Origin of the sequence: Opitutus sp. GAS368, from assembly GCF_900104925.1 — a bacterium.
Lineage (GTDB): Bacteria > Verrucomicrobiota > Verrucomicrobiia > Opitutales > Opitutaceae > Lacunisphaera.
Genome location: NZ_LT629735.1, coordinates 787,905 through 808,763 on the forward strand (window position 1 = coordinate 787,905; position 20,859 = coordinate 808,763).

Below are 20,859 nucleotides of genomic sequence, written 5' to 3' on the forward strand. Positions count from 1 at the left end.
GTTTGAGTGTTCTCTGTTATCTCCGTTAACTCCTGTGCAAGGGTTGGTCCTGTTTCCGTGTGTTCTGTGTATTCCGTGGTGAATCCTCAGCCCTCTTTGCCGGGCGACTGGCCCGGACAAACACCGGGTTGGCAGCAGCCAACAACGGCGAGGTCTCAGGTCTCAGGTTTCAGGTTTCAGGTTTCAGGTTTCCTGAGCGGCGGTCTCCGCCGCTCACGGCTTCTTCTTGAAGAGATCCTGCAGCGCCTGGCCGGCTTTCTGCGCGGCCTCCTTGGTCTTTTCGAGCGAGGCGGCGCCGGCCGTGCCGCCGACCTTGCTGAGCGCGTTGGCCGTGCCGCTGACGATGCTCGTCAGCACGTGCTTCATCAGCGCGCTGGCGAGCTGGTCGGCCGTGATGCCGCCCTCCGCCACGCCGAGGTCGTCGACGCTGATGGGCGGCAGCGGCACCGGCAGCGCGGCGGCGCCCACGCCGAGCGTGGCCTTGCCGTTGGTCACACGGAATTTCTTCACGACAAACTTGATCGGCTGGCCGCTCTTGGTCGCCGGCGCCTTGCCCCCGCCGCCCGTGAACTGGTCGATGTTCTTCAGCAGGTCCTTGATGTTGCTGGTGACAAACTTCGTCTCGTAGGTGAACTCCGGCTGGTCGATGGTGATCTCGTCGATGACCACGTGGTCGCCGAAGATCGACCATGGCTGCACGGCCACGTGGACCGTGCCGAGGTAGAAGGCCCGGCCCTCGGTCCAGCCCTTGGGGTTGTCGACCGCCAGGCCGCTGAGCGTGCCCGAGCCGGTCAGCGGCGAGATGCTCGCCCCGGCCAGCTCCACCTTCGTCTGGGTCAGTTGCGGTCCGAAGTTGTTCACGCCGGCCTTGACGATGGAGCCCAGGAAAAAAGCCAGGACGACATAGAGGCCGACGGCGGCGAGCAGACCGATGAGGAGGATTTTTTTGAGCATGGCAGGATTGGATTGACGGAATAGTGCCCGGTTCCCCGCCGGTCGGCAAGCCCCAGTCCGTGAAGAAATTGTTCAATGTTCATCGCTCAGCGTTCAATTTTCATTTCCCGACCCAATGAACAACGAACGACGAACATTGAAAAATGAACAATCCGTCCTCCACTGGCTCCTGTGCAAGGTCAGGTCCTGCTTCCGTGTGTTCTGTGTGTTCCGTGGCTAAAATCCTCGGGTCTCAGGTTTCAAGTCTCTCAATCGGTCGCCCGGCCCCTGTATTTACACTTGTCACACCGCGTTGCCGCCCCTCTCTATTCCGCCAACAAGCCCTTTGCCCCGGCTTGCCGGGGACAAGTTCTCCAGAGCCCGGTCTTTCACCTTTCAACTTCAACCCGGCGCCGACTTTTCAGGTCTCAGGTTTCAAGTTTCAGGTCTCTTCCTTCCTCCTTCTTCCTTCTTAATTCAAACCCATGGCCCAAGCCTACACCGAAGCCAGCATCAAGACCCTCAGCTCCCTCGAGCACATCCGGCTCCGCCCCGGCATGTATATCGGCCGGCTCGGCAACGGCGCCCACGCCGAGGACGGCATCTACGTCCTGCTCAAGGAGACCATCGATAACTCCATCGACGAATTCATGATGGGCGGCGGCCGCAAGATCGAGGTCGAGCTCACCGACCGCTCCGTCAAGGTCCGCGACTACGGCCGCGGCATCCCGCTGGGCAAGCTCGTGGACTGCGTCTCCATCATCAACACCGGCGCCAAATACGACTCCGAAACCTTCCAGAAGGCCGTCGGCCTCAACGGCGTCGGCCAGAAGGCCGTCAACGCCCTCTCCCTCACCTACCGCGCCCAGGCCGTCCGCGACGGTGAGACCAAGGTCGTCGAGTTCGAGAAGGGCAAGCTCAAGACCCAGTCGCGCGTCACCAAGACCGAGGAGCGCACCGGCACCATCATCGAGTTCACGCCCGACGAGAAACTCTTCGGCTCCGACTTCAAGTTCCGCACCGAGTTCATCGAGGACATGCTGTGGAACTACGCCTTCCTCAACCGCGGCCTCACCCTCACGCTCAACGGCAAGCCCTTCAAGTCGGAGAACGGCCTGAAGGACCTCCTCACCAAGGAGCTCTCCGGCGAGCCGCTCTACCCGATCATCCACCTCGAGGGCGAGGACATCGAGATCGCCCTCACCCACGGCAAGCACTACGGCGAGGAATACTGGTCCTTCGTCAACGGCCAGCACACCACCATGGGCGGCACCCACCTCGCCGCCTTCCGCGAGGCCCTCGTCGAGACCCTCCGCAACCACTTCAAGAAGGACTTCGACGCCGCCGACGTCCGCCAGTCGATCGACGCCGCCATCGTCGTCCGCGTGCAGGAGCCCGTCTTCGAGTCGCAGACCAAGACCAAGCTCGGTTCCGCCGACCTCGGCCCCAAGGGCCCCTCGATCAAGGAATTCGTCGGCAAGTTCATGCAGCAGTCGCTCGACACGTATCTCCACAAGAACCGCGAGACGGCCGAGATCATCAAGGCGAAGATCGAGGAGAACGAGCACGAGCGCAAGGAGCTCGCCGGCATCCGCAACATCGCCCGCGAGCGCGCCAAGAAGGCCTCCCTCCACAACCGCAAGCTCCGCGACTGCCGCCTCCACCTCGGCGACCGCAACGAGCGCGCCGAGGAATCCACCCTCTTCATCGTCGAGGGCGACTCCGCCGCCGGCTCCCTCACCGCCACGCGCGACGTCCAGACCCAGGCCGTCTTCGCCCTCAAGGGCAAGCCGCTCAACACCTACGGCCTGACCAAGAAGGTCATCTACGAGAACGAGGAGTTCCACCTCCTCCAGGCCGCCCTCAACATCGAGGACGGCATGGACGGCCTGCGCTACAACCGCATCGTCATCGCCACCGACGCCGACGTGGACGGCATGCACATCCGCCTGCTGCTGCTCTCGTTCTTCCTGCAGTTCTTCCCCGACGTCATCCGCCAGGGCCACCTCTTCATCCTGCAGACGCCCCTCTTCCGCGTCCGCAACAAGAAGATCACGCGCTACTGTTACTCCGAGTCGGAGAAGCAGGCCGCCGTCGCCGAGTGCGGCGCCACGCACGAGATCACGCGCTTCAAGGGCCTCGGCGAGATCAGCGCCGGCGAGTTCAAGGACTTCATCGGCGAGAACATCCGCCTCGACCCGGTGAACCTGCACCACCTCTACAGCTCCGACGAGCTCCTGAGCTTCTTCATGGGCAAGAACACCCCCGAGCGCCAGGACTTCATCATCGACAACCTGAGAGTCGAAAAAGATTTGGTCGAAGTGTGAGTTTTGGCACCCTAATCTCCACTAATCCCTCACTAATCTATTCTTCATCTCTGTCATTCTGAGCGAAGCGAAGAATCCAGTATGATGTGCGCCAACGGTTGTGCTGCTGGATCCTTCACTTCGCTCAGGATGACAATCCAAACCCTTTCCGAAATTAGTGTCTTCTTAGTGTGGATTAGTGGTTAAAAAAATCGCTCTCTTCACTCTCTCTCACTTTCACTCTCCCAAGAAATGGCCAAGAAGAAACCCTCCAAGAAATCCGACCAAGCCGAGCTCGCGCTCGACGGCGCAGACGCGCCGTTGCCAAGCGATAAGCGTAAAGCAGTAAGCGCTAAGCCTTCCGAAGAAAACCAACCGGATTCCCCGGTAGATACCTCCGTTCCGAAGCCTTCCGAGCTTAAAGCTTCAAGCTTACCGCTTACCGCTGCTTCCGTTGAGGAGGCTCCGCCCCCCAAGCGGAAGAAGGGCGAAAAAGTTCAGGACGAACAAGCGCCGTTGGCTCAGAGCTATCGCAATTGGTTTTTGGATTACGCGTCCTACGTCATTCTCGACCGCGCCGTCCCGCACATCGACGACGGCCTGAAGCCCGTCCAGCGCCGCGTCCTCCACACCCTCTGGGACATGGACGACGGCCGCTTCCACAAGGTCGCCAACGTCGTCGGCGCCACGATGAAGCTCCACCCGCACGGCGACGCCTCCATCGGCGCCGCGCTCGTGTCCATCGGCCAGCGCGCCTGGCTCATCGAGCCCCAGGGCAACTACGGCAACACCCTCACTGGCGACGATGCCGCCGCCCCCCGCTACATCGAGGCCCGCCTGACCGCCTTCGCCAAGGACGTCCTCTTCAACCCGAAGACCACCACCTGGCAGCTCAGCTACGACGGCCGCAACAAGGAGCCGATCACCCTCCCCGCCAAGTTCCCCATCGTCCTCCTCGAGGGCGCCGACGGCATCGCGGTCGGCCTCTCGACCAAGATTCTCCCGCACAACTTCAACGACCTCTGCCGCGCGGCCATCAACCACCTCCAGGGAAAAACCTTCCGCATCCTCCCTGACTTCCCGACCGGCGGCACCGCCGACTTCGCGGAATACAACGACGGCGAGCGCGGCGGCAAGGTGAAGGTCCGCGCCAAGATCGAGGAGCGCTCCAAATACCTCCTCGCCGTCACCGAGCTCCCCTACGGCGTCACCACCGAGAGCCTCATCGAGTCCATCCTCGCCGCCAACGCCAAGGGCAAGATCAAGGTCAAGCACGTCGACGACAACACCGCCGACAAGGTCGAGATCCTCATCCACCTCCCGCAGGGCTCCGAGCCCGACAAGGTCATCCAGCAGCTTTACGTCTTCACCAGCTGCCAGGTGCAGCTCAACCCCGCCGCCTGCGTCATCGTCCGCGACCCCAAGACCGGCGATGACAAGCCCCACTTCCTCGGCGTCCGCGACATCCTCAAGGCCAGCGCCGAGGCCACGCGCGAGCTCCTCAAGCGCGAGCTTGAGATCAGGCTCGGCGAGCTCGAGCAGCAGTGGCACTGGGATTCCCTCGAGCGCATCTTCATCGAGGAGCGCATCTACCGCCTCATCGAGAAGTCCAAGACCTGGGAGAGCGTCCTCGCCGAGATCCGCGGCGGCCTGAAGCCCTTCCTCAAGCAGCTCCGCCGCGAGGTGACCGACGACGACATCGTCCGCCTCACCGAGATCCGCATCAAGCGCATCTCCGCCTACAACCGCTTCCAGGCCGACGAGGCCATGAAGAAGATCGAGGAAGGCATCAAGGAGACGAAGGCCAACCTCAAGAAGCTCACCGAGTATGCCGTCGCCTGGTTCGAGTCTCTCGCCGAGAAATACGGCAAGGGTATCAGGCGGAAGACCAGCTACGACGAGATCGAGCAGATCGACGCCTCGGAGGTGGTCTCGGCCAACCAGCGCCTCTACGTCAACCGCGAGGACGGCTTCATCGGCCTCAACTGGCGCCAACACGAGTTCGTCACCGAGTGCACGATCCTCGACTCTGTCCTCACGATCATGGGCGACGCCAGCCTCAAGGTCACGAAGGTCGCCGACAAGACCTTCATGGGCCGCGATATCAAACACGTCGCGGTGTGGCCCAAGGAAGGCGACACGAAGTTCTACACGATGATCTACCGGGACGGCCCCGAGGGAAAGAGCTACGCCAAGAAATTCCAAATCGGCGGCCTCAGCCGCGACAAGCTCTACCCCCTGGCCAAGACCGAAGGCTCGCGGATCGTGTGGCTGGACATTCAGGAGAAAGAAAAGGACATGCCGAAAAGCGTGCACATCTCCTTGGACGGCCGCTCGGGTGCCCGGGTGCGCGAGTTCGATTTCGATCTCACCCCGGTGCCTGTCTCAACCCGGACCTCCAAGGGGCTCACAGTAACAAAGTGGGCTGTTAAAGAGGTAAAGATTAACGATCTGGCTCTGAAGTGATCCATCTGAACATCCTCAGGTTTGCTCCGCCATCTCCGCGCCAGGCGCTCCGTCAGGTCTCGGGTTTCAGGTTTCTCTGCCTAGCCTGACCGTCACCAAGTGGTCAGTGAAGGAAGTGAAGATCAACGACCTCGCCCTGAAGTAAGGTAGGGCGCGGACTCCGCTCCGCGCTTTCCCTGACGCCTCCCTTGGAGGGCCCATCTCCTGATGGGCCCTGCCTTGGCTAGCTCCGGATCAGCACCGCCGAATCCAGCGGGTCCGGCAGCAGGCCGGACTCTCTCCACTCCCCGCCTTGACTTTGCCGCCGCCCGATGACTCCTTGCGGGCATGAAACTCAAGTCACGCCGCACTGTTTCTCCCCGGGCCAAGGCCAGGAACGGCCGGCGTGTTTCCGTCTCGCGTCTGCCCAGCTTTGCCGATGCGGCCAAGCGTGTGGCTGGCATGATGGAAGGCGCCCCCAACCTCTCCAGCCGTGAAGGCTTTGGCCCCAGGCTACTTGGTTGATGCCGGCCCGCTGATCGCGCTCTTTGCCCGACGCGACCGCTGGCACAAATGGGCGACGGAAGTGTTTTTCGCCATCGGTGAACCGCTTTGTCGCGCCAGAGCTTCAGCGACGGCGGAAGCCTTGCGCGAAGCCGCCGTGAGGTGTAAACTGCATATTATCCCAAACACCCAAAGCTCTTACACGAAGGCCGCAAAGAACGCAGAGATATTTCGCATCGCAGGATCTGCTTCGCGGCCTTGGCGACCTTGGTGTAGAGTGTAGTCGCTTGAGGCGATTGGTATTGTCCCACCCCTTAACCGCCCAACAAAAAGGCAGGATCCCATGGCTAAAAAAACCTCCACCCCCACCCTCGACCGCCACCCGGTCGTATCCCGCAAAAAATGGCTCGCCGCACGCACCCGCCTGCTGACGAAGGAAAAGGCATTCACCCACGCCCGCGAACGGCTCGCCGCGGAACGCCGCGCCCTGCCCTGGGTCAAGATCGACAAGGAGTATGTGTTCGAGGGTCCGAAGGGCCGCGAGACGCTGGCCGACCTGTTCGCGGGGAGAAGCCAGCTGGTCATCTATCACTTCATGTTCGGCCCCCGCGAAAAAGCCGGCTGCGCCCACTGCTCCTTCTGGGCGGACAGCTTCGATCCCATCATCCGGCATCTCAACCAACGCGACGTGACGATGCTCGCGGTGTCGCGCGCGCCGCTGAAAAAGCTGGCGCGGTTCAAAGCCCGCATGGGCTGGAGCTTCAAGTGGGTCTCGTCGCACGGATCGGATTTCAACTACGATTTCCATGTCTCGTTCCCGGAGGCCGCAGTCCGGAGCGGGAAGCAATTCTACAATTACCGCCTGGGGCCGGCCTTTTGCGCCGACCGCGAGGGCGTGAGCGCCTTTTACAAGAACAGCCGGGGGGAGATCTTTCACACCTATTCCTGTTTCGCGCGAGGCATCGACATGATGAACACCGCCTACCAATACCTCGACCTCGTGCCCAAGGGCCGCGACGAGGATCCGGACATGGCCCAATCATGGGTGGACTATCACGACAAATACCGCTCCACGCTGCCATGATAGGCCGAAGCCCGTCCATGCTGCAGCGCGGCAGCTTGAAGCGAAGGCGGGGCCATTCAGTCCATCATCTTCTCTCAAAAGCTCTTGAAACACCCCGTCGGTCCCGGGCTCAGCTGACCGGCTGACGCTGAAGATCCGGGGCGGCGGATTTTTCCCCCGCCCCATCCAGCTGGGCCGCGGCGAGCCGGCCGATCAGCCGCAGCGCGGACTGGATGCGATCCGACCACGGGGAGGAGGTGTTGAGTCGGATGCAATGGTTGAAGCGCGGTTGCGCCGAGAACAGGATGCCCGGTGCAATGCTGACCTTTTTTTGCAACGCCTCATGGTAGAGCCGCACCGTGTCCACCGCCGCGGGAAACTGCACCCACAGGACGTAGCCGCCATCCGGCTGGGTCAGGCGGGTGCCGGGCGGGCAATGGCGCCGGAGGTTTTCCGAGTAGAGCCGCAGGTGCTGTTGATAGGTCCGGCGCAGACTGCGGAGGTGATGATCATAGCCGCCGATCCGGAGGAAATCGGTGATGGTTTTTTGCAGGACCAGCGGGGTTCCCATGGTGTTGGCCATTTTCAACCGGCGCACGGGTTCGAGGTAACGGCCGGGGGCGCACCAACCGACCCGGAAACCGGGGACCAGCGTCTTCGCGAACGAGCCGCACAACAGCACCCGCCCATCGGTATCCCACGCCTTCAGTGGTCGCGGACATTGCGCGCCAAAATGCAGCTCGGTGTAAACGTCGTCCTCCACCGCGGGGATATCGAACTCCTGCAGCAGGGCGTAGAGCCTGGCTTTGTGGGCGTCGCTCAGGCTGCAACCGAGCGGATTCTGGTAGTTGGGCATCACGAACAACGCCGTGATTTTCCGGGCGACCAGGGCGGCGCGCAGTTCCTCGAGCTGGAGCCCCTCGCGCGGACAGGCGGGGATTTCCAGCACGCGGACCCCGAGGCTTTGCAGGATCTGCATGAGCCCGAAGGACACCGGCGTCTCCATGGCCACGGTGTCACCCGGCTTCGTCACCGCCCGGATGGAGAGATTCAGCGCCTCGGTGCAGCCAACGGTGATCAGCACCTCGGCGTGGGACAGGGCGACACCGGCATGCACGTAGCGGCGGGCGATTTCGCGGGCGAGCGGCTCAAAGCCCCAGTTTACGGTCGAGCGGGCGAGCGAGTCGGGGTCATCGCGAATGATCGACGCCATCATCCGGGCGATCCGCCGGTTGGGAAAGATCGCGGCATCGGGCGTGCTCCATCCGAACGCGACATTCGCCGGCAGGGCGGAGCTGGTCATCACCTCCGCCGCGAGATCGCTCACCCCCACATAACTGGGCCGGGCCATGGGGCGGGCCATCTGGGGCAGCGGGTATTCCACGCCGGAACGGGGCCGGATATAAAACCCTGACTGGGAACGCACCTCCACCTCGCCCAGGTTTTCCAGGCTGGCATAGGCCTTGACCACCGTGCCTGTGCTTACCCCGCGCTGCCGGGCCATCTGGCGGACCGATGGCAGCTTTTCCCCCGGCCGCAACGTGCCCTCCGCGATGAAACGCCGCACGGATTCCGCCAGTGTGCGATAGGTGGTGTTCTGGCGTTGGATCGGCACCGCAGGCATGGGCATGCGCATCGGGCGCGTCAGGCAGTTTAACGCCCCCGCCCGGCCTGGCGATCCTATTCACTGGAACCACTTGCACCGGCCGGCTGGCACAGTTCGCCGATCAGGTCCGTGACACAGCCGGCTAAAAGTGGCCGCGGCCTGCTCTGCATGCACCGTGCGGGTATGAACAACCAACCCTCCCCCGCGGCGCAAAACCCCGATGAACCCGGTCGCCCGGCTTGTTATTGGGAGAAATATGACGATTTCCTCAAACAGTGTGGTGATGAGCAGCTCTGGTCGATGCTGCGGGAAATCCAGGGCCGACTGGGCACCCGGATGGAAAAACCACGCGACCTGGAGCATGTCCGGGCCATCACGCATCGCCTGAACAATATCCTGACAGCCATCTCGATGAAAAATGATCTGGCGCAGCTGAAGGCTTGGGCAGCCAATTCCCGGCCGCTGCAATGCAACCGCCCCGACGGTCAGATGCAATCAGGCTGCGGAGATTGATGCGTGCCAGGCGAACCCGCGCCCGCATCCGCGAACTCGATTTCGACCTGACCTCAATTTCTGTCAGCACTCGCACATCCAAAGGCCTGAACGTCACCAGATGGTCCGTTAAGGAAGTGAAACCCAATGACCTCGAACTCAAATAACCTCAGGTTTCAGGTCTCAGGTCTCCGGTTTCTCTGCCTGGGCCTCACCGCTTGCCTCGTCGAAGCCTTGTGCGGAGACGGGTCACCAAATGGTCCATCAAGAGGTCAAACGCAACGACCTCACCCTAAAGTAGGCGTTATCCTGATAGATCGAGCAAGCCAGCGCAATCATTGGGACAAACTTCAAGACCGTGTTGAGCGAGACGCCACACATGCGAGTAGTGGCACGCATCGAGCAACCCTCAACGAGGTATTGCACCACCCGGATTCGCTTTTCTGTAGAGGGGATGTTTTGCCATGGCCGTTATTGGATTGACTAAATGTAATACAGAATACCTGATTCATCGCAAGAGCTTTTCGTATTACAATATGTCCAAGAAATCCAAGAAGGGTCGGCCCAAGCTTCCAAAGGGGGCGGCGAAGACGCCTTTTCCAATCCGTTTCTCAGAAATCGAGCTGGTCGCGTTTGAACGAAAGGCTGTGGCCCAAGGGCTGACCGTGAGGGCGTGGATTACTGCAATGTTGAATGAGGCGGCGAAATGATCAGAAGCTAAGGGTGAAGCGGCCGCGACGAGAATCCGGACATGGCGCAATCCTGGGTGGACTATCACGACAAATATCGCTCTACGCTTCCGTGACCTGCCCAAGTCCAACCCGCCGCCTTGTCGCGCCAGAGCTCTAGCGACGGCGGAAGCCTCGCGCGAAGGCGGGTCTCCACCCGCACTTCAAAGGGTCTGACCGTCACCAAATGGTCCATAAAGGAAGTTATACCCCGCTGCTTTAGCCGTTCTTCACGAGCTTCTGGTGAAGAATAAACACCAATGCAGATAAAAAGATCTCCATAAACAGCTTTGAATGCATTCAGTTCATCCTGGTTTTTGATTGAATCGATTATATGGCAAAATCGTTCGGGTTGAAATTCGCTGCCTCCGCTAACTTTCAACTTTTGATCTCGCCTGATCGAAATCTCTGCAATCGCTAGTTCAGCAAGAACTGAGTTCCCATAGGTGCCTTTGATCCGATTACCTTCAGAAATGAGCGTATGGTAGCGACTATAAATCGATGCTTTGTTGATGGGAGATTCCGCATATTTTTCAATATACGTGCTCAGTTTTGTCACATAACTTTGGTAGCTGTAATGCCCTTCTAACAGCGCCTTAAGTCGATTTGAAACCGCTTCCGTTGGGGCACCAACGGAACCACATAAACCAATCACGATTTCGTGTGTATGGGTGCTTCGAATCTGTAGGAGAAGGTCCTTTTCGTCTCCTGTCGGGAGGAGTTCTGCGGCCTGGCCTTGCGGTATTGGTTGGGATTGAGCCATAGGGTGATTCAAAGATGCCAATTATTTGGCATCGCGTGGCCCAACGCGTCTTTGTGGTTTTATCTCTAATATACCTCCGCCTGAACGCACGTCCAAAAAACCTTATGCGCCAGCTGAAGGGGAACTTGCCTATTACACTGCTAGAGGCGGAGGTGAAAGCTCCCTGTTTACCCACGCGTGGTTTAATAATCTTCCACGGAAACATATTTCCGACTTTTTACGGTTATCCTACTTTTTGACTCTTGACTTACTTTTTAGCAGACGCCTGATTTCAGGTCATGAATGCTACTTCAACCACCGAAACGGTTCAGTTCACCACCAAGGGCCAGGTGGTGATCCCTGCGAAACTTCGCAAGGAATTCGGAATTGAGGACGGCACGAAGGCGTCGGTCACCAAGACTCCCGAAGGCATCCTCCTCCGGCCCATCACCCGCTCTTACATCAAGAGCCTGCGCGGTTCCCTCAAAGGCTGCGGCGTTATGAAGTCCATGATGGCAGATCGCAAACACGAGAGGGCCCTCTGACATGGCCAATCGTGTTCTAGACAGCTGGGCGTTGATGGCCTTCTTCGAGGATGAATCTGCGGCGGAAGCCGTAGAAGAGCTCCTCGACCAAGCAAGCCGGGGAAAACACAAGCTCTTCCTGACGTCCATCAACTGGGCTGAAGTCTACTACAGCACGATGCGAGAAACTTCGCAGGATGTCGCCGAGCAACACGCACAGATCATCGCCAGCCTGCCCATCGAAATCGTTGGTATCGGCGACGACCTCAAACTCGCCCGTCAAGCCGCTATCTACAAGGCCACCTACCGCCTAAGCCTAGCTGATGCCTTCGCCGCTGCCTTGGCCAAGGAAAAGAAGGCCGAGCTGGTGACCGGAGATCAAGAATTCAAGGCCCTCGATAAGGAAATTAAAATGCTGTGGCTCACCCACTAGATTCACCCAAACGAGCATGTAACGCTTAACATTGACCCTATGAGTAAGCCCCAATGGCAATTTAACGATCGGCGCAGAAAAGATCCTATTCGTGATCCAATTCAAGGGGAATTCTTCGCAAATGAAGCAATCAAAAATCCTGAAGAGGCACTGATCAGAGAAGGGATTCAAAATTCTCTAGACGCGGCCCTCAAAGATGGAGATCAGAACCCCGTCCAAATACGCGTGTTTCTCGCGACTAATGGGGCCGCCGCCTCTTCGAAAAGCGTCAAACAATTCATGATCGGAGCTTGGGATCATTTCAGCGCGAAAGGAAACGGCATAAAACATCCTCCTTCATCTGATGCGGTCTGCCCTTTCCTTGTTTTCGAAGACTTTGGAACCTGCGGACTAAACGGAGATGTGAATCAGTCCGAAGAAGAAAAGGGCAATTTGTTCTTTTACTTCTTTCGTGCTGAAGGTCGTTCGGAAAAACTTGGCGATAAACGCGGGCGATGGGGCGTTGGCAAACATGTGTTCCCAAGTGCTAGCCAAGTTAATTCCGTATTCGGCCTAACTGTTCGCTCTGCCGATGGAGAGCGCTATTTGATGGGGCGATCCGTTCTAAAATGCCATTCAGTTGGTGAAGAAGATTTCATGCCCGATGGATATTTTGGACTAGCAGATGAAGACGGCTTTACGGGGCCGGTTAGCGATTCTGCCATTATAGATGATTTTTGCTCGAGTTTTGGGGTCACGCGCAAAAAGGAGACCGGCCTCACAATTGTGATGCCGTGGATCAACCCTGATTTCTCGGCCGGACAGTTAGTATCAGCGGTATTGCGCGGATAGCCAACCGCCCGTCCACGACCGTGGTCTCACATATCTCGAAGGACGGTCACTACTTCATCCACTACGACCCGGCGCAGTGCCGGAGTCTGACTGTGCGCGAAGCCGCCCGCCTACAAACCTTCCCGGACAACTACCTCTTCGAAGGCCCGCGCACCGAGCAATACAAGCAGGTCGGCAATGCCGTCCCTCCCCTGCTCGCCAAGCAAATCGCAAAGATAGTCGCGGAATTACTTGACTGATTTAGTCTGCTGGTTCGGCAGCTCCGGTCTTTCGAGCACTCCAACGCTTGGACTTCTCGTCCTGAACCAGAACTTGTTCGGCAGCGAGTAAACCCAAGAGCGTTCGGCTTACATGACCTTCGTGACCGACATGCCCTTGATAGATTCCAAGCTTACGTCCGATTTCGGCATTTGTTAGTCCCTCAGGCGAGCTAGCGACGAGTTCGTAAACCGCACCTTTAAGCTCAGCCATTGCCCGTTGAGCTCGAGTATAGAGCGAAGTTTCCATGGCCATGTTGTAACTGATTGAAACCCTCCCGCAAGGCTGGTCATCCTACCTGCCGGGCCATGGCAGACATATTTTCAAAGACTAAGCGCTCTGATGTGATGTCCCGCATCCGAGGAACTAAGAACAAGGGCACCGAGCTGCGGCTGATCCAGGTTTTCCGGGTGAATGGCATCACGGGCTGGCGACGGGGCTGTTCGCTGTCGCTCAGGGTTTCAGGTCTCAAGTCTCAGGTTTCAGGTCTCGCAGGCCACCGCTCCACGGGCCGAGTCCGCCCCGACTTCATATTCCCCCGGCTCCGTGTGGCCGTCTTCGTCGACGGTTGTTTCTGGCACGGCTGCCCCAGGCACGCCACATGGCCGAGGACCCGGGCGAGCTTCTGGAAAGCCAAGATCGAGGGCAACCGCACACGGGACCGGCTGGTCGGCCGTGAGCTTCGCCGGTCCGGCTGGCGTGTGATCCGCATTTGGGAGCATGAATTGGCTAAGCGCAATTCGCCACGGCTTTTCCGCCGGCTTTCCGTGCTCCAAAATTAGTGCCGATTAGCGTTCATTAGTGGTTAAAAAGTTTTCCTGTCTCCTTTGCGTCTCCGCGCCTCTGCGCCTCTGCGCCTCTGCGTGAGACCATCCCTGCCTGCCCAGCCTATTGGCCAAAAAAAAAGCCGTTTGTTCCAAAATGGAACACTTTGCAGGTCTGGATCTGGTATGGTTGCCACATGAAAACTTCGTGTTCCTTGGAGGGCCATCGCATCCTGATTCTGGCAGGCGAATATGGCGGCGAGGAAGGCATCTGCCTTGGCAGGGTTGCCGGCATCAATCGTTGGGCTGTCTCGCCTGATTCCTCGGCGGCCATTCTCGAGCTCCACTTCGAGAGTGAATTCGCGCTGCTCTTGAATCTGTCCGCTGCCCCTTCTCGGCTCGGAACCGACCCGGCCCGCCTTCGCGCCCTTCGTATGCCCGTGAATCCGGCGGAGCGCGGAGTTCTCGGGACAAACACCGGGCCCACAGCAGCGGGCAACGGTGCGCGTTTGCTTGAGCCAATCCTCAGGTCTCAGGTTTGCTCCGCCATCTCCGCGCCAGGCGCTCCGTCAGGTCTCAGGTTTCCAATCCCCGCCCCAGACACGCCACCCAGCCCAAGATCAGCCTTCGCCAACGCTTCGGCCCGACAAGCCAACGCCAAGTTCTGGCGCGAGTTGGTTTGACGCTGGGTTGGGACGGCCCGATTCTGCCGCGGTCGCCCGTGTCCCTGGGCGACCGCATGAAATACCCCACCCTCCTGCTGCTCGGCGCCTGCCTCGCCCTTGCCCCGCTCGCCCGCGCCACCGACGACTCCGCCGCTTTCCGCATCCGCTTCGGCGTCCTGCGCGAAGACAAGGACGGCAATTCCTCCCTGGTGGCGGAAACCACCGACCTGGTGCGAAAATTCAAGGCTACGGGCTACCGCTGGGGCTTCGAGATCACGACGTCGGCCGCCAACGTTCCGTTCGAATATCAATTTGTCTTTCACCTTCCCGCCCCACCCGATCAGGTGACAGGTGACCTGGCCAAGACGAATCCCGAAAAACCCGGCACCACTATTTCGTCAGAGAAGACCAGGACCTCGGAGACCGCGGTGATCCATTCCTTCTGGTTCGATCCCGGCGACCCCACCGGCAACTGGCAGATCGAGATATGGGTGAACGATAAACTGGCCAGGACGATCAGCTTTCGCGTCCGCAACGAATAGGCGGCCGGCGGATCGCCCGGGCCGCGTGACGCCGGGGTTTGGCCATACTGTTTCTTTTAGGGAGTGTTTTCAAACCCGGTTTGTCATCCTGGGCGCAGCGAAGGATCCACGGCAGCGAAGACCATATCGCGAGCGAACGCATGGATGAGGATGTCGCTGCGCTCGGAACTTCACTTCGTTCAGAATGACAGGAAACGGGTATTGGTTGGGTTTGAAAACACGCCCGGCTGGCCGGACCCGGACGGAAAAGCGCGGCTTGACTCTGCTTACGTAAGCATTTGTTTCCCACGTATGAAGACCAAGCTCACCCTTTATGTGGACAAGGCCGCCGTCAAACGGGGCAAGCTCTGGGCGCGCCGCCGCAAGGTTCCGCTCTCCTGGGTGGTGGAGAACCACCTGAACCGCCTGACCGCGGCCGATGCCGGCGAGCGCTTCCTCGACAAGTGGCAGGGCGCCTTTAAACTCGACCCAACCGCGCTCAAAGACGAGCGGGTGGCGGCGATTGTCGCCAAGCACATGCGCTGACCATGCGGCCGTTGCTGGATACCAACGTGCTGGTTGACGTCGCCCTGCGCCGTCCAGGCTTGCATGTAGCCAGCGGAGCCACGGTGGCCTGGTGCCTCAACAATCCCGGCTCCGGTCTTCTGGCCGTCCACTCACTGGCGACCTTCTCCTATCTGGTCGGACGGTCAGCCGGGCCAGCCAAAGCACGCGAATTCATCGCCGACCTGATTGAGGGCACGGACATAGCCCGGCTGGACAATACCGAGGTCAAACGCGCCCTGGCCTTTCCCATGGCGGACTTCGAGGACGCGCTAATTGCGGCAGCCGCCGAAGGCGCGGGGGCCACCCACATCGTCACCCGCAACACCGCCAATTTCCGCCGGTCCCCCGTGAAGGCCGTGACCCCGGAGGATTTTGTCCGGCTGGCCGCCAAGGCCTGACCGGCAGGAGCGGCCGGGCCATGCCCGATACACCCCTGAGGCCTCGGGCTCTGGTAACGTAATACGTTATACCAAACACCCGAAGCTTTTACCCGAAGGCCGCAAAGAACGCAGAGATATTTCCCATCGCAGGATCTGCTTCGCGGTCTTGGCGACCTTGGTGTAGCGTGTAGTAGCTTGAGGCGATTGGTATAAAGCCCGACCTGCATCAAACTGACCCACTACCCAAATCCTCTTGCGCCTTTTGCAGCCGACCGGGGCGGTTCAGTTCCGGGCGTCGGCCACCTTGACCGGTTCCGTCTCCGGGTGGTTCGCGGCCAGATAGCCGCGGATGTGCGCCAGCTCGCTCCGCCCGCCGTCCCCCTTCGCCGTCAGCGCGGCCAGTCTGGCATAGTAGAGCCGCGCCTTCTCCCGGTCCCCGGCCTGTTCGGCCGCCAGTCCCGCGCCATACAAACCCCGGTAACGTGCCGGGTAGATCTTGAGCGCGGCTTCAAACGCCGCCAGCGCCTCCCGCGGCTGGCCGGTTGCCAGCAACATGTCCCCCAGCTGCTCGCGCACCGGCACGAGCGCCCCGGGCGAGACGGGACTCTTGCCGAGGTCGTCCTCCGCCTTGGCCACGTGGCGCAACTGGTCGATCGCCCCGTCCTTTTTGCCCTCGCCGAACATCACCCAGGCCCCGGCGGCCATCAACTGCAGCTCGAGATGCATGCGGTAGTAATCGAATTTGGCGTCGGTCGTCGCATCGGCGAGCTGCCGCATCCGGGCGATCGCCTGGCGCGCCCCGGCCAGGTCGCCGCTGCGGGCCCGGCCGATGGCATGGGCGTATTCGATCAGGGCCTCCATGAAGGGAAACCTGGCCCAATGCGGCAGCTCCGGCACGGGCAGCGCCGCCGCCTCCGCCCACGCGTTGCGTTCGAGCGCATAGCGGGAAGGCACGGCGGCCAGCGCATACGCGGCGGAAAATTCCAGCTCCGGGTTGGTTTTTCTCACGGTGCCGACGAAGTCCCTCACCTCCTTCGCCTTGGCGTCCTGCGCTTCCTGCAGGAAGGCGTAGACCATGTAATCGAGCGCGTGCAGTTCCTCTGCTTCGGTCGCGGCGCGGTGGCGCTTGGCCGCGTAGGCGCGCGAGGCGGCGCTGGAGTCCTGGTTGGCGACGACGGCCTCATCCCACATGCCCAGGCGCGTGTAGATGTGCGAGGGCATGTGCAGCGCGTGCGGCACCCAGGGCGCGATGGAACCATAGGCTTGGGCGGCCGGCAGCCCGCGCGTGGCCAGCGAGGGATAGTCGTAGCAATGGATCAGGTAGTGCGCGACCCCCGGATGGCGCGGATTTTTCCGCCAAAGTTCCTCGAGGATTTCCGCGGCCTTCAACTGGTTGGCGAGCGTGGCGTCGGTCGGGGTGGCGTAGCCGACCGAGAGGACCGCCAGCGCGTAGAAGGTGCGGGTTTCGAAGTCATCGGGATACCGGGCGAAGAGCTCGCGCATCGCCTTCTCATAGGCGACGACCCGGTCGCGCGGGCCCACCGGCCCGTGGCAGGACTGACCGGTCGGGCCGAGGTCGAGGCTCTCGGCCGTGTTGTAGTAGGCGTTCAGCGCCGTGATAAAGCGGCGCTCGCGGTCGGTGCCGGCGGCCAGGGCCATCGCCTTGTCCGCGGCCGCCTTGCCCGCGCGCATTTCGTCCGGGGTCGGCGGCGCCCAGATAGGGTGCCACCAGGTCATCGCGATGCCCCATTGCGCCATGGCGCAGGCGGGATCCTTTTCCGCCACGGCGGTGAAGACCCGGCGCGCCTCCTCGTAGAAGAAGGAATGCAGCAGCGCCACGCCGCGCATGAACTCCGGCTTGGCGGACGGTGCGCAGGTCACGGGAAAATCCACCGCCCCGACCATGCGCACGTCGCCCGGCTCAGGGGTCGGGCCGGACGGGCCGGCGGCGGCCAGGGTCGTCGCGAGGCCGGAAGTGAACAGAACAAAGGCGGCGCCGAACAGGCGGCGCACACCGCGGATAGAGGCAGGGGCGGGTGTGCTCATGGCGGGCAGGAGAAACAGGCTGGTGAACCGGGGCGTGGGGGCAGGCGGGGAGGCTTTTGAAAGAGCGTAAGCGGTCGGGAAGAGAGACGCACGAAAGAAAAACGGGGGGTGGCTCAGTTTGAGGTAGGTCGGGCTTTATACCAATCGCCTCAAGCTACTGCACTCTACACCAAGGTCGCCAAGACCGCGAAGCAGATCCTGCGAGAGGAAATATCTCTGCGTTCTTTGCGGCCTTCGTGTAAAAGCTTTGGGTGTTTGGGATTAGGCCCGACATGCCACGCGACCTGTCGGGGATAAACCCCGACCTACAACAGGGAAGAAACCAATCTGACCCACTAGCCGGGCGGGCCTGGATCACTGCGCCGGCTTGCCACCCTGGCGGATATAGTCGCCCATCGTGGCGGCGGACAGGTTGATCCGCCGCCGCCGCGCGATCGCAGTGTATTTCCGCAACAGGACCGGGTCGGCCAGCACGCGCCGGTGGAAGAAGCCGGCCGAGCGCATCAGCTCGCGCCGGGCCAGCTGGGCCGCCGAGGGCTTCACCTTGCTCATGTCGGGCTTGAGGCTCACCACCCCGCCGCGCTTGTCCTTGCGGTATTGCTTGAAGACCAGGTTGCCGAAACTGCCGGACAGGCTGGCGAGGGCGGGTGAGAGGGTGAATTTTGCCATGGGTTGCTTGCGGTGGGTTTGGCCATGCTTCCGCCATAGTTCCGCCGTAGTCCCGTCGTAGTCCCTACGGGTAGACCGGCGCTGTCGGACAGCTATAACTCGGCTATCCTTCGGCTCACCTTGGGGGTGCCGGGGGGAACACCCCGGGTAGCCGGGGAGCGACCGCGGGGTGAGGCCGGGCGTCGGGACGTGGGAAGGAAGTCACAGCTCACGCGGCAACCTAGCCTGCCGCGGCCCGGCGGCCAAACTGGAAGACTGCCTGAAAAAAGGCGCCTAAATCGAGTCACCCCAAAACGGCCCGGCCGGGAAATTTCAAGCCGATCCCGGACTCCTCCGCCACGACGGAAGCCTGCGCTGCCACCGTCGCCGCGCAGCGCTCCGTCAAGTTTCTGGTCTTGTTACTTCGCGTCTCCGCGTCTTCGCCTGAACCATTCCCTCAGGTCTCAGGTTTCAGCTTTCAGGTTTCCGATCCCTGCCCCCGGCCTGAACATGAGTGCCGATTAGTGCCCATTAGTGGTTAAAGGTTTCCCCGTCTCCTTTGCATCTCCGCGCCTCTGCGTGAACCAATCCGAGGATCCAAGGCTTCCTTCATTAGCGTCCATTAGTGTGGATTAGTGGTTAAAAAAACCTGCCTCCTCCGCCCGCGCTGGGTGATTCAACCGGCCCCGTCGGGCGAATGTGTCGGGGTTGTAACATTGCGCGGCTTGCCGGAGCCGGCCGGACTACTACCGTCGCTCCCCCATGCACCTTTACCTGATCCGCCACGCCCATGCCCTGGACGGCGACGACGATGCGGCCCGACCGCTCAGCGCCAAGGGTCGGAGCCAGATCCGTGCCTTGGGCCGTTTCCTGCGCGGCTCCGGGGCCTTCGAGGCCGGGGAAATCTGGCACAGCCCGCTGCGGCGCTCCGCGGACACCGCCGTCCTGCTGGCCAAACGGCTCAAGGCCAAGGCCCGGCTCACTACGGTCTCCGGCCTCCGGCCCGGCGACTCCCCCGATTCCATCGTCAAAAAACTCCTCGCCCTGCGCCGGCCGGTGGCGGTGGTCGGCCACGAGCCGCACCTGAGCGCCCTGGCGTCGTTGCTGGTGACCGGGAAGGCCGCGCCGCCGCGCTTCGTGCTGAAGAAGTGCGCCGTGCTCCGGCTGGACCGGGGCGGCGGCGCGTGGGCCGTGCGCTGGCACGTCTCCCCCGAGCTGGTCTGACCGGCCGCCGGGCGGGCCGCAAAAAATGCTCTCCGCCCCAAACCACCTGTCCCGTAATACGTGACATTCCTTTTTGCGTCTCCGCGCCTTGGCGTGAGCCAAATCCGAGGTTGAATCTCCGCCCTGCCCGACTAGCTTTCCGACGTGAGCAACCGCGAACTCGCCATCGAAATCGTGCAACAGCTGCCCCCCGACACTCCCCTCCGGGAGATCGCCCGGGAGATCGAGCTGCGCGCCGGCATCGAGGCAGCTCGCGCTCAAGTCCGCCGCGGTGAAGGCCAGCCCGTCGAGCAAGTTCGCAAACTTGTAGACACATGGGCCTCTCCGTCATCCTGACCCCGCAGGCGATCGAAGACCTCAGCGGCATCGTCCGCCGGATCGCCACTGACAGTCCCGACCGGGCCCGCGCCTTCGGCCACGCCCTCCTTGACGCCGCCTTGGCCATCGATCCCTTCCCCGCACGCGGCCGCATGGTGCCCGAAGCCGGCGACCCGGCCGTGCGCGAGGTCTTGCACGGCGATTACCGGATCATCTACGAAGTTCATCGTAACCCCGACGCGGTCTATGTGCTGCGTTTCTGGCACGGTGCCCGGGGCACGCCCCACCTGCCCCCGGCCTGAACATGAGTGCCGATTAGTGCCCATTAGGGAGTGCCTTCAAACCTTCAAAAAAGAACCATTAATGAGATTTCACCAAGGGTGAAATCCACAGAAACCGCTCCGGCTGATCTCCTGCGCGGTGGGTTTCAGGGGCCCGCTGATCGCGGGCAGAAAGGGCGGCGATCAGCCGCCCCCTGAACCTGGCGGCGGAGGCGATTAGCACTACTCCGTTAGGTATATGATGCCTCGAGCGACACACCCCGCCCTGACGGGCACCCCTCTTCAGAGGGGATCCAAACCAACGCCGGCGATAATCCCCTCTGGAGAGGGGTGGCGCGGAGCGACGGGGTGTGTTGGAACCTAACGGAGTAGTGCTAGCCGGAGCGATGAAAGTAGATTCCGCCGTTGGCGGAATCCTTTTAGTGGTCCCCTTCCGAGCTTTGAAACCACTCCCTACTACACTCTACACCAAGGTCGCCAAGGCCGCGAAGCAGATCCTGCGATGGGAAATATCTCTGCGTTCTTTGCGGCCTTCGTGTAAAAGCTTTGGGTGTTTGGCCTAAAGCCCGACCTACATCAA

22 protein-coding genes and 1 pseudogene are annotated in these 20,859 nt (G+C 61.1%); 17 read left to right on the forward strand and 6 right to left on the reverse strand.

The window, feature by feature from the left end; translation table 11 throughout:
* Positions 1–213: 213 nt before the first annotated feature.
* Entirely contained in the window at positions 214–954 is a 741-nt protein-coding gene (locus BLU29_RS03430) for a hypothetical protein (protein ID WP_091055175.1), read from the reverse strand.
* Between the two features lie 464 nt (positions 955–1,418).
* Between BLU29_RS03430 and BLU29_RS03435 the strand changes: the two genes are divergently transcribed.
* The 4 genes from BLU29_RS03435 to BLU29_RS03445 all read left to right on the forward strand — a co-directional run bounded on the left by BLU29_RS03435 (position 1,419) and on the right by BLU29_RS03445 (position 7,272).
* A complete protein-coding gene (locus BLU29_RS03435) occupies positions 1,419–3,260 on the forward strand; it encodes a toprim domain-containing protein (protein WP_091055176.1) in 1,842 nt (613 codons plus the stop codon).
* Between the two features lie 231 nt (positions 3,261–3,491).
* Positions 3,492–5,705: a DNA gyrase/topoisomerase IV subunit A gene (locus BLU29_RS03440; protein ID WP_091055177.1), complete on the forward strand. Its 2,214-nt coding sequence runs from the start codon at positions 3,492–3,494 to the stop codon at positions 5,703–5,705.
* A gap of 327 nt (positions 5,706–6,032) precedes the next feature.
* Positions 6,033–6,209, forward strand: a complete 177-nt coding sequence (locus BLU29_RS17830; RefSeq protein WP_157693592.1) for a hypothetical protein — start codon at positions 6,033–6,035, stop codon at positions 6,207–6,209.
* A gap of 322 nt (positions 6,210–6,531) precedes the next feature.
* Positions 6,532–7,272 (forward strand): thioredoxin family protein, encoded by a 741-nt coding sequence (locus tag BLU29_RS03445; protein ID WP_091055178.1) that lies wholly within the window; start codon positions 6,532–6,534, stop codon positions 7,270–7,272.
* 109 nt (positions 7,273–7,381) lie between these two features.
* Here BLU29_RS03445 and BLU29_RS03450 read toward each other — a convergent pair whose 3' ends face one another.
* On the reverse strand, positions 7,382–8,881 hold the full coding sequence (locus BLU29_RS03450; RefSeq protein WP_172830198.1) for a PLP-dependent aminotransferase family protein: 1,500 nt from the start codon (positions 8,879–8,881) through the stop codon (positions 7,382–7,384).
* 159 nt (positions 8,882–9,040) lie between these two features.
* On the opposite strand from BLU29_RS03450, the gene BLU29_RS03455 reads away from it, so the two are divergent.
* The gene (locus BLU29_RS03455; RefSeq protein WP_091055180.1) at positions 9,041–9,370 is read left to right on the forward strand and encodes a hypothetical protein; all 330 of its coding nucleotides are present in this window, start codon (positions 9,041–9,043) and stop codon (positions 9,368–9,370) included.
* Positions 9,371–9,885: 515 nt separating this feature from the next.
* On the forward strand, positions 9,886–10,059 hold the full coding sequence (locus BLU29_RS17835; RefSeq protein WP_157693593.1) for a hypothetical protein: 174 nt from the start codon (positions 9,886–9,888) through the stop codon (positions 10,057–10,059).
* Positions 10,060–10,123: 64 nt separating this feature from the next.
* Here BLU29_RS17835 and BLU29_RS17840 read toward each other — a convergent pair whose 3' ends face one another.
* Positions 10,124–10,840: a hypothetical protein gene (locus BLU29_RS17840; RefSeq protein WP_157693594.1), complete on the reverse strand. Its 717-nt coding sequence runs from the start codon at positions 10,838–10,840 to the stop codon at positions 10,124–10,126.
* Between the two features lie 278 nt (positions 10,841–11,118).
* On the opposite strand from BLU29_RS17840, the gene BLU29_RS03460 reads away from it, so the two are divergent.
* From BLU29_RS03460 to BLU29_RS03470, 4 genes and pseudogenes are all read left to right on the forward strand, one after another.
* Positions 11,119–11,364 carry an AbrB/MazE/SpoVT family DNA-binding domain-containing protein gene (locus tag BLU29_RS03460; RefSeq protein ID WP_091055181.1) on the forward strand — a complete coding sequence of 82 codons (246 nt, stop codon included), beginning with the start codon at positions 11,119–11,121 and terminating at the stop codon, positions 11,362–11,364.
* 1 nt (position 11,365) lies between these two features.
* On the forward strand, positions 11,366–11,776 hold the full coding sequence (locus BLU29_RS03465; protein ID WP_091055182.1) for a type II toxin-antitoxin system VapC family toxin: 411 nt from the start codon (positions 11,366–11,368) through the stop codon (positions 11,774–11,776).
* A gap of 39 nt (positions 11,777–11,815) precedes the next feature.
* On the forward strand, positions 11,816–12,607 hold the full coding sequence (locus tag BLU29_RS17845; protein ID WP_157693595.1) for a hypothetical protein: 792 nt from the start codon (positions 11,816–11,818) through the stop codon (positions 12,605–12,607).
* Between the two features lie 8 nt (positions 12,608–12,615).
* Positions 12,616–12,846: pseudogene (locus BLU29_RS03470) on the forward strand (DNA cytosine methyltransferase); the annotation flags it as partial.
* Between the two features lies 1 nt (position 12,847).
* Here the strand turns inward: BLU29_RS03470 and BLU29_RS17850 are convergent.
* Positions 12,848–13,114, reverse strand: a complete 267-nt coding sequence (locus tag BLU29_RS17850; RefSeq protein ID WP_157693596.1) for a hypothetical protein — start codon at positions 13,112–13,114, stop codon at positions 12,848–12,850.
* A gap of 98 nt (positions 13,115–13,212) precedes the next feature.
* On the opposite strand from BLU29_RS17850, the gene BLU29_RS18785 reads away from it, so the two are divergent.
* The 4 genes from BLU29_RS18785 to BLU29_RS03490 all read left to right on the forward strand — a co-directional run bounded on the left by BLU29_RS18785 (position 13,213) and on the right by BLU29_RS03490 (position 15,780).
* Positions 13,213–13,647: a very short patch repair endonuclease gene (locus BLU29_RS18785; protein WP_343125156.1), complete on the forward strand. Its 435-nt coding sequence runs from the start codon at positions 13,213–13,215 to the stop codon at positions 13,645–13,647.
* 721 nt (positions 13,648–14,368) lie between these two features.
* Positions 14,369–14,836: a hypothetical protein gene (locus BLU29_RS03480; protein ID WP_157693597.1), complete on the forward strand. Its 468-nt coding sequence runs from the start codon at positions 14,369–14,371 to the stop codon at positions 14,834–14,836.
* Positions 14,837–14,986: 150 nt separating this feature from the next.
* Positions 14,987–15,361, forward strand: a complete 375-nt coding sequence (locus tag BLU29_RS18275; protein ID WP_172830199.1) for a DUF6364 family protein — start codon at positions 14,987–14,989, stop codon at positions 15,359–15,361.
* A 2-nt stretch (positions 15,362–15,363) separates the two neighbouring features.
* Positions 15,364–15,780, forward strand: coding sequence for a PIN domain-containing protein (locus BLU29_RS03490; protein WP_091055187.1), 417 nt, complete (start codon positions 15,364–15,366; stop codon positions 15,778–15,780).
* Positions 15,781–16,044: 264 nt separating this feature from the next.
* On the opposite strand, the gene BLU29_RS03495 is transcribed toward BLU29_RS03490, so the two are convergent.
* Positions 16,045–17,808 (reverse strand): hypothetical protein, encoded by a 1,764-nt coding sequence (locus tag BLU29_RS03495; RefSeq protein ID WP_157693598.1) that lies wholly within the window; start codon positions 17,806–17,808, stop codon positions 16,045–16,047.
* A gap of 354 nt (positions 17,809–18,162) precedes the next feature.
* The gene (locus tag BLU29_RS03500; protein ID WP_091055189.1) at positions 18,163–18,477 is read right to left on the reverse strand and encodes a hypothetical protein; all 315 of its coding nucleotides are present in this window, start codon (positions 18,475–18,477) and stop codon (positions 18,163–18,165) included.
* 741 nt (positions 18,478–19,218) lie between these two features.
* Between BLU29_RS03500 and BLU29_RS03505 the strand changes: the two genes are divergently transcribed.
* From BLU29_RS03505 to BLU29_RS03515, 3 genes are all read left to right on the forward strand, one after another.
* Positions 19,219–19,680, forward strand: coding sequence for a histidine phosphatase family protein (locus BLU29_RS03505; protein ID WP_091055190.1), 462 nt, complete (start codon positions 19,219–19,221; stop codon positions 19,678–19,680).
* A gap of 144 nt (positions 19,681–19,824) precedes the next feature.
* On the forward strand, positions 19,825–20,016 hold the full coding sequence (locus BLU29_RS18280; protein WP_091055191.1) for a hypothetical protein: 192 nt from the start codon (positions 19,825–19,827) through the stop codon (positions 20,014–20,016).
* Positions 19,995–20,300, forward strand: a complete 306-nt coding sequence (locus BLU29_RS03515) for a type II toxin-antitoxin system RelE/ParE family toxin (protein ID WP_091055192.1) — start codon at positions 19,995–19,997, stop codon at positions 20,298–20,300. Before BLU29_RS18280 ends, BLU29_RS03515 begins: the two co-directional genes overlap by 22 nt.
* Positions 20,301–20,859 lie beyond the last annotated feature (559 nt).

Coding starts and splice junctions, on each gene's coding strand:
- BLU29_RS03430 (WP_091055175.1), bottom strand. CDS start 954: ATGCTCAAAAAAATCCTCCTCATCGGTCTGCTCGCCGCCGTCGGCCTC.
- BLU29_RS03435 (WP_091055176.1), top strand. CDS start 1,419: ATGGCCCAAGCCTACACCGAAGCCAGCATCAAGACCCTCAGCTCCCTC.
- BLU29_RS03440 (WP_091055177.1), top strand. CDS start 3,492: ATGGCCAAGAAGAAACCCTCCAAGAAATCCGACCAAGCCGAGCTCGCG.
- BLU29_RS17830 (WP_157693592.1), top strand. CDS start 6,033: ATGAAACTCAAGTCACGCCGCACTGTTTCTCCCCGGGCCAAGGCCAGG.
- BLU29_RS03445 (WP_091055178.1), top strand. CDS start 6,532: ATGGCTAAAAAAACCTCCACCCCCACCCTCGACCGCCACCCGGTCGTA.
- BLU29_RS03450 (WP_172830198.1), bottom strand. CDS start 8,881: ATGCCCATGCCTGCGGTGCCGATCCAACGCCAGAACACCACCTATCGC.
- BLU29_RS03455 (WP_091055180.1), top strand. CDS start 9,041: ATGAACAACCAACCCTCCCCCGCGGCGCAAAACCCCGATGAACCCGGT.
- BLU29_RS17835 (WP_157693593.1), top strand. CDS start 9,886: ATGTCCAAGAAATCCAAGAAGGGTCGGCCCAAGCTTCCAAAGGGGGCG.
- BLU29_RS17840 (WP_157693594.1), bottom strand. CDS start 10,840: ATGGCTCAATCCCAACCAATACCGCAAGGCCAGGCCGCAGAACTCCTC.
- BLU29_RS03460 (WP_091055181.1), top strand. CDS start 11,119: ATGAATGCTACTTCAACCACCGAAACGGTTCAGTTCACCACCAAGGGC.
- BLU29_RS03465 (WP_091055182.1), top strand. CDS start 11,366: ATGGCCAATCGTGTTCTAGACAGCTGGGCGTTGATGGCCTTCTTCGAG.
- BLU29_RS17845 (WP_157693595.1), top strand. CDS start 11,816: ATGAGTAAGCCCCAATGGCAATTTAACGATCGGCGCAGAAAAGATCCT.
- BLU29_RS17850 (WP_157693596.1), bottom strand. CDS start 13,114: ATGGAAACTTCGCTCTATACTCGAGCTCAACGGGCAATGGCTGAGCTT.
- BLU29_RS18785 (WP_343125156.1), top strand. CDS start 13,213: ATGTCCCGCATCCGAGGAACTAAGAACAAGGGCACCGAGCTGCGGCTG.
- BLU29_RS03480 (WP_157693597.1), top strand. CDS start 14,369: ATGAAATACCCCACCCTCCTGCTGCTCGGCGCCTGCCTCGCCCTTGCC.
- BLU29_RS18275 (WP_172830199.1), top strand. CDS start 14,987: ATGTCGCTGCGCTCGGAACTTCACTTCGTTCAGAATGACAGGAAACGG.
- BLU29_RS03490 (WP_091055187.1), top strand. CDS start 15,364: ATGCGGCCGTTGCTGGATACCAACGTGCTGGTTGACGTCGCCCTGCGC.
- BLU29_RS03495 (WP_157693598.1), bottom strand. CDS start 17,808: ATGAGCACACCCGCCCCTGCCTCTATCCGCGGTGTGCGCCGCCTGTTC.
- BLU29_RS03500 (WP_091055189.1), bottom strand. CDS start 18,477: ATGGCAAAATTCACCCTCTCACCCGCCCTCGCCAGCCTGTCCGGCAGT.
- BLU29_RS03505 (WP_091055190.1), top strand. CDS start 19,219: ATGCACCTTTACCTGATCCGCCACGCCCATGCCCTGGACGGCGACGAC.
- BLU29_RS03515 (WP_091055192.1), top strand. CDS start 19,995: ATGGGCCTCTCCGTCATCCTGACCCCGCAGGCGATCGAAGACCTCAGC.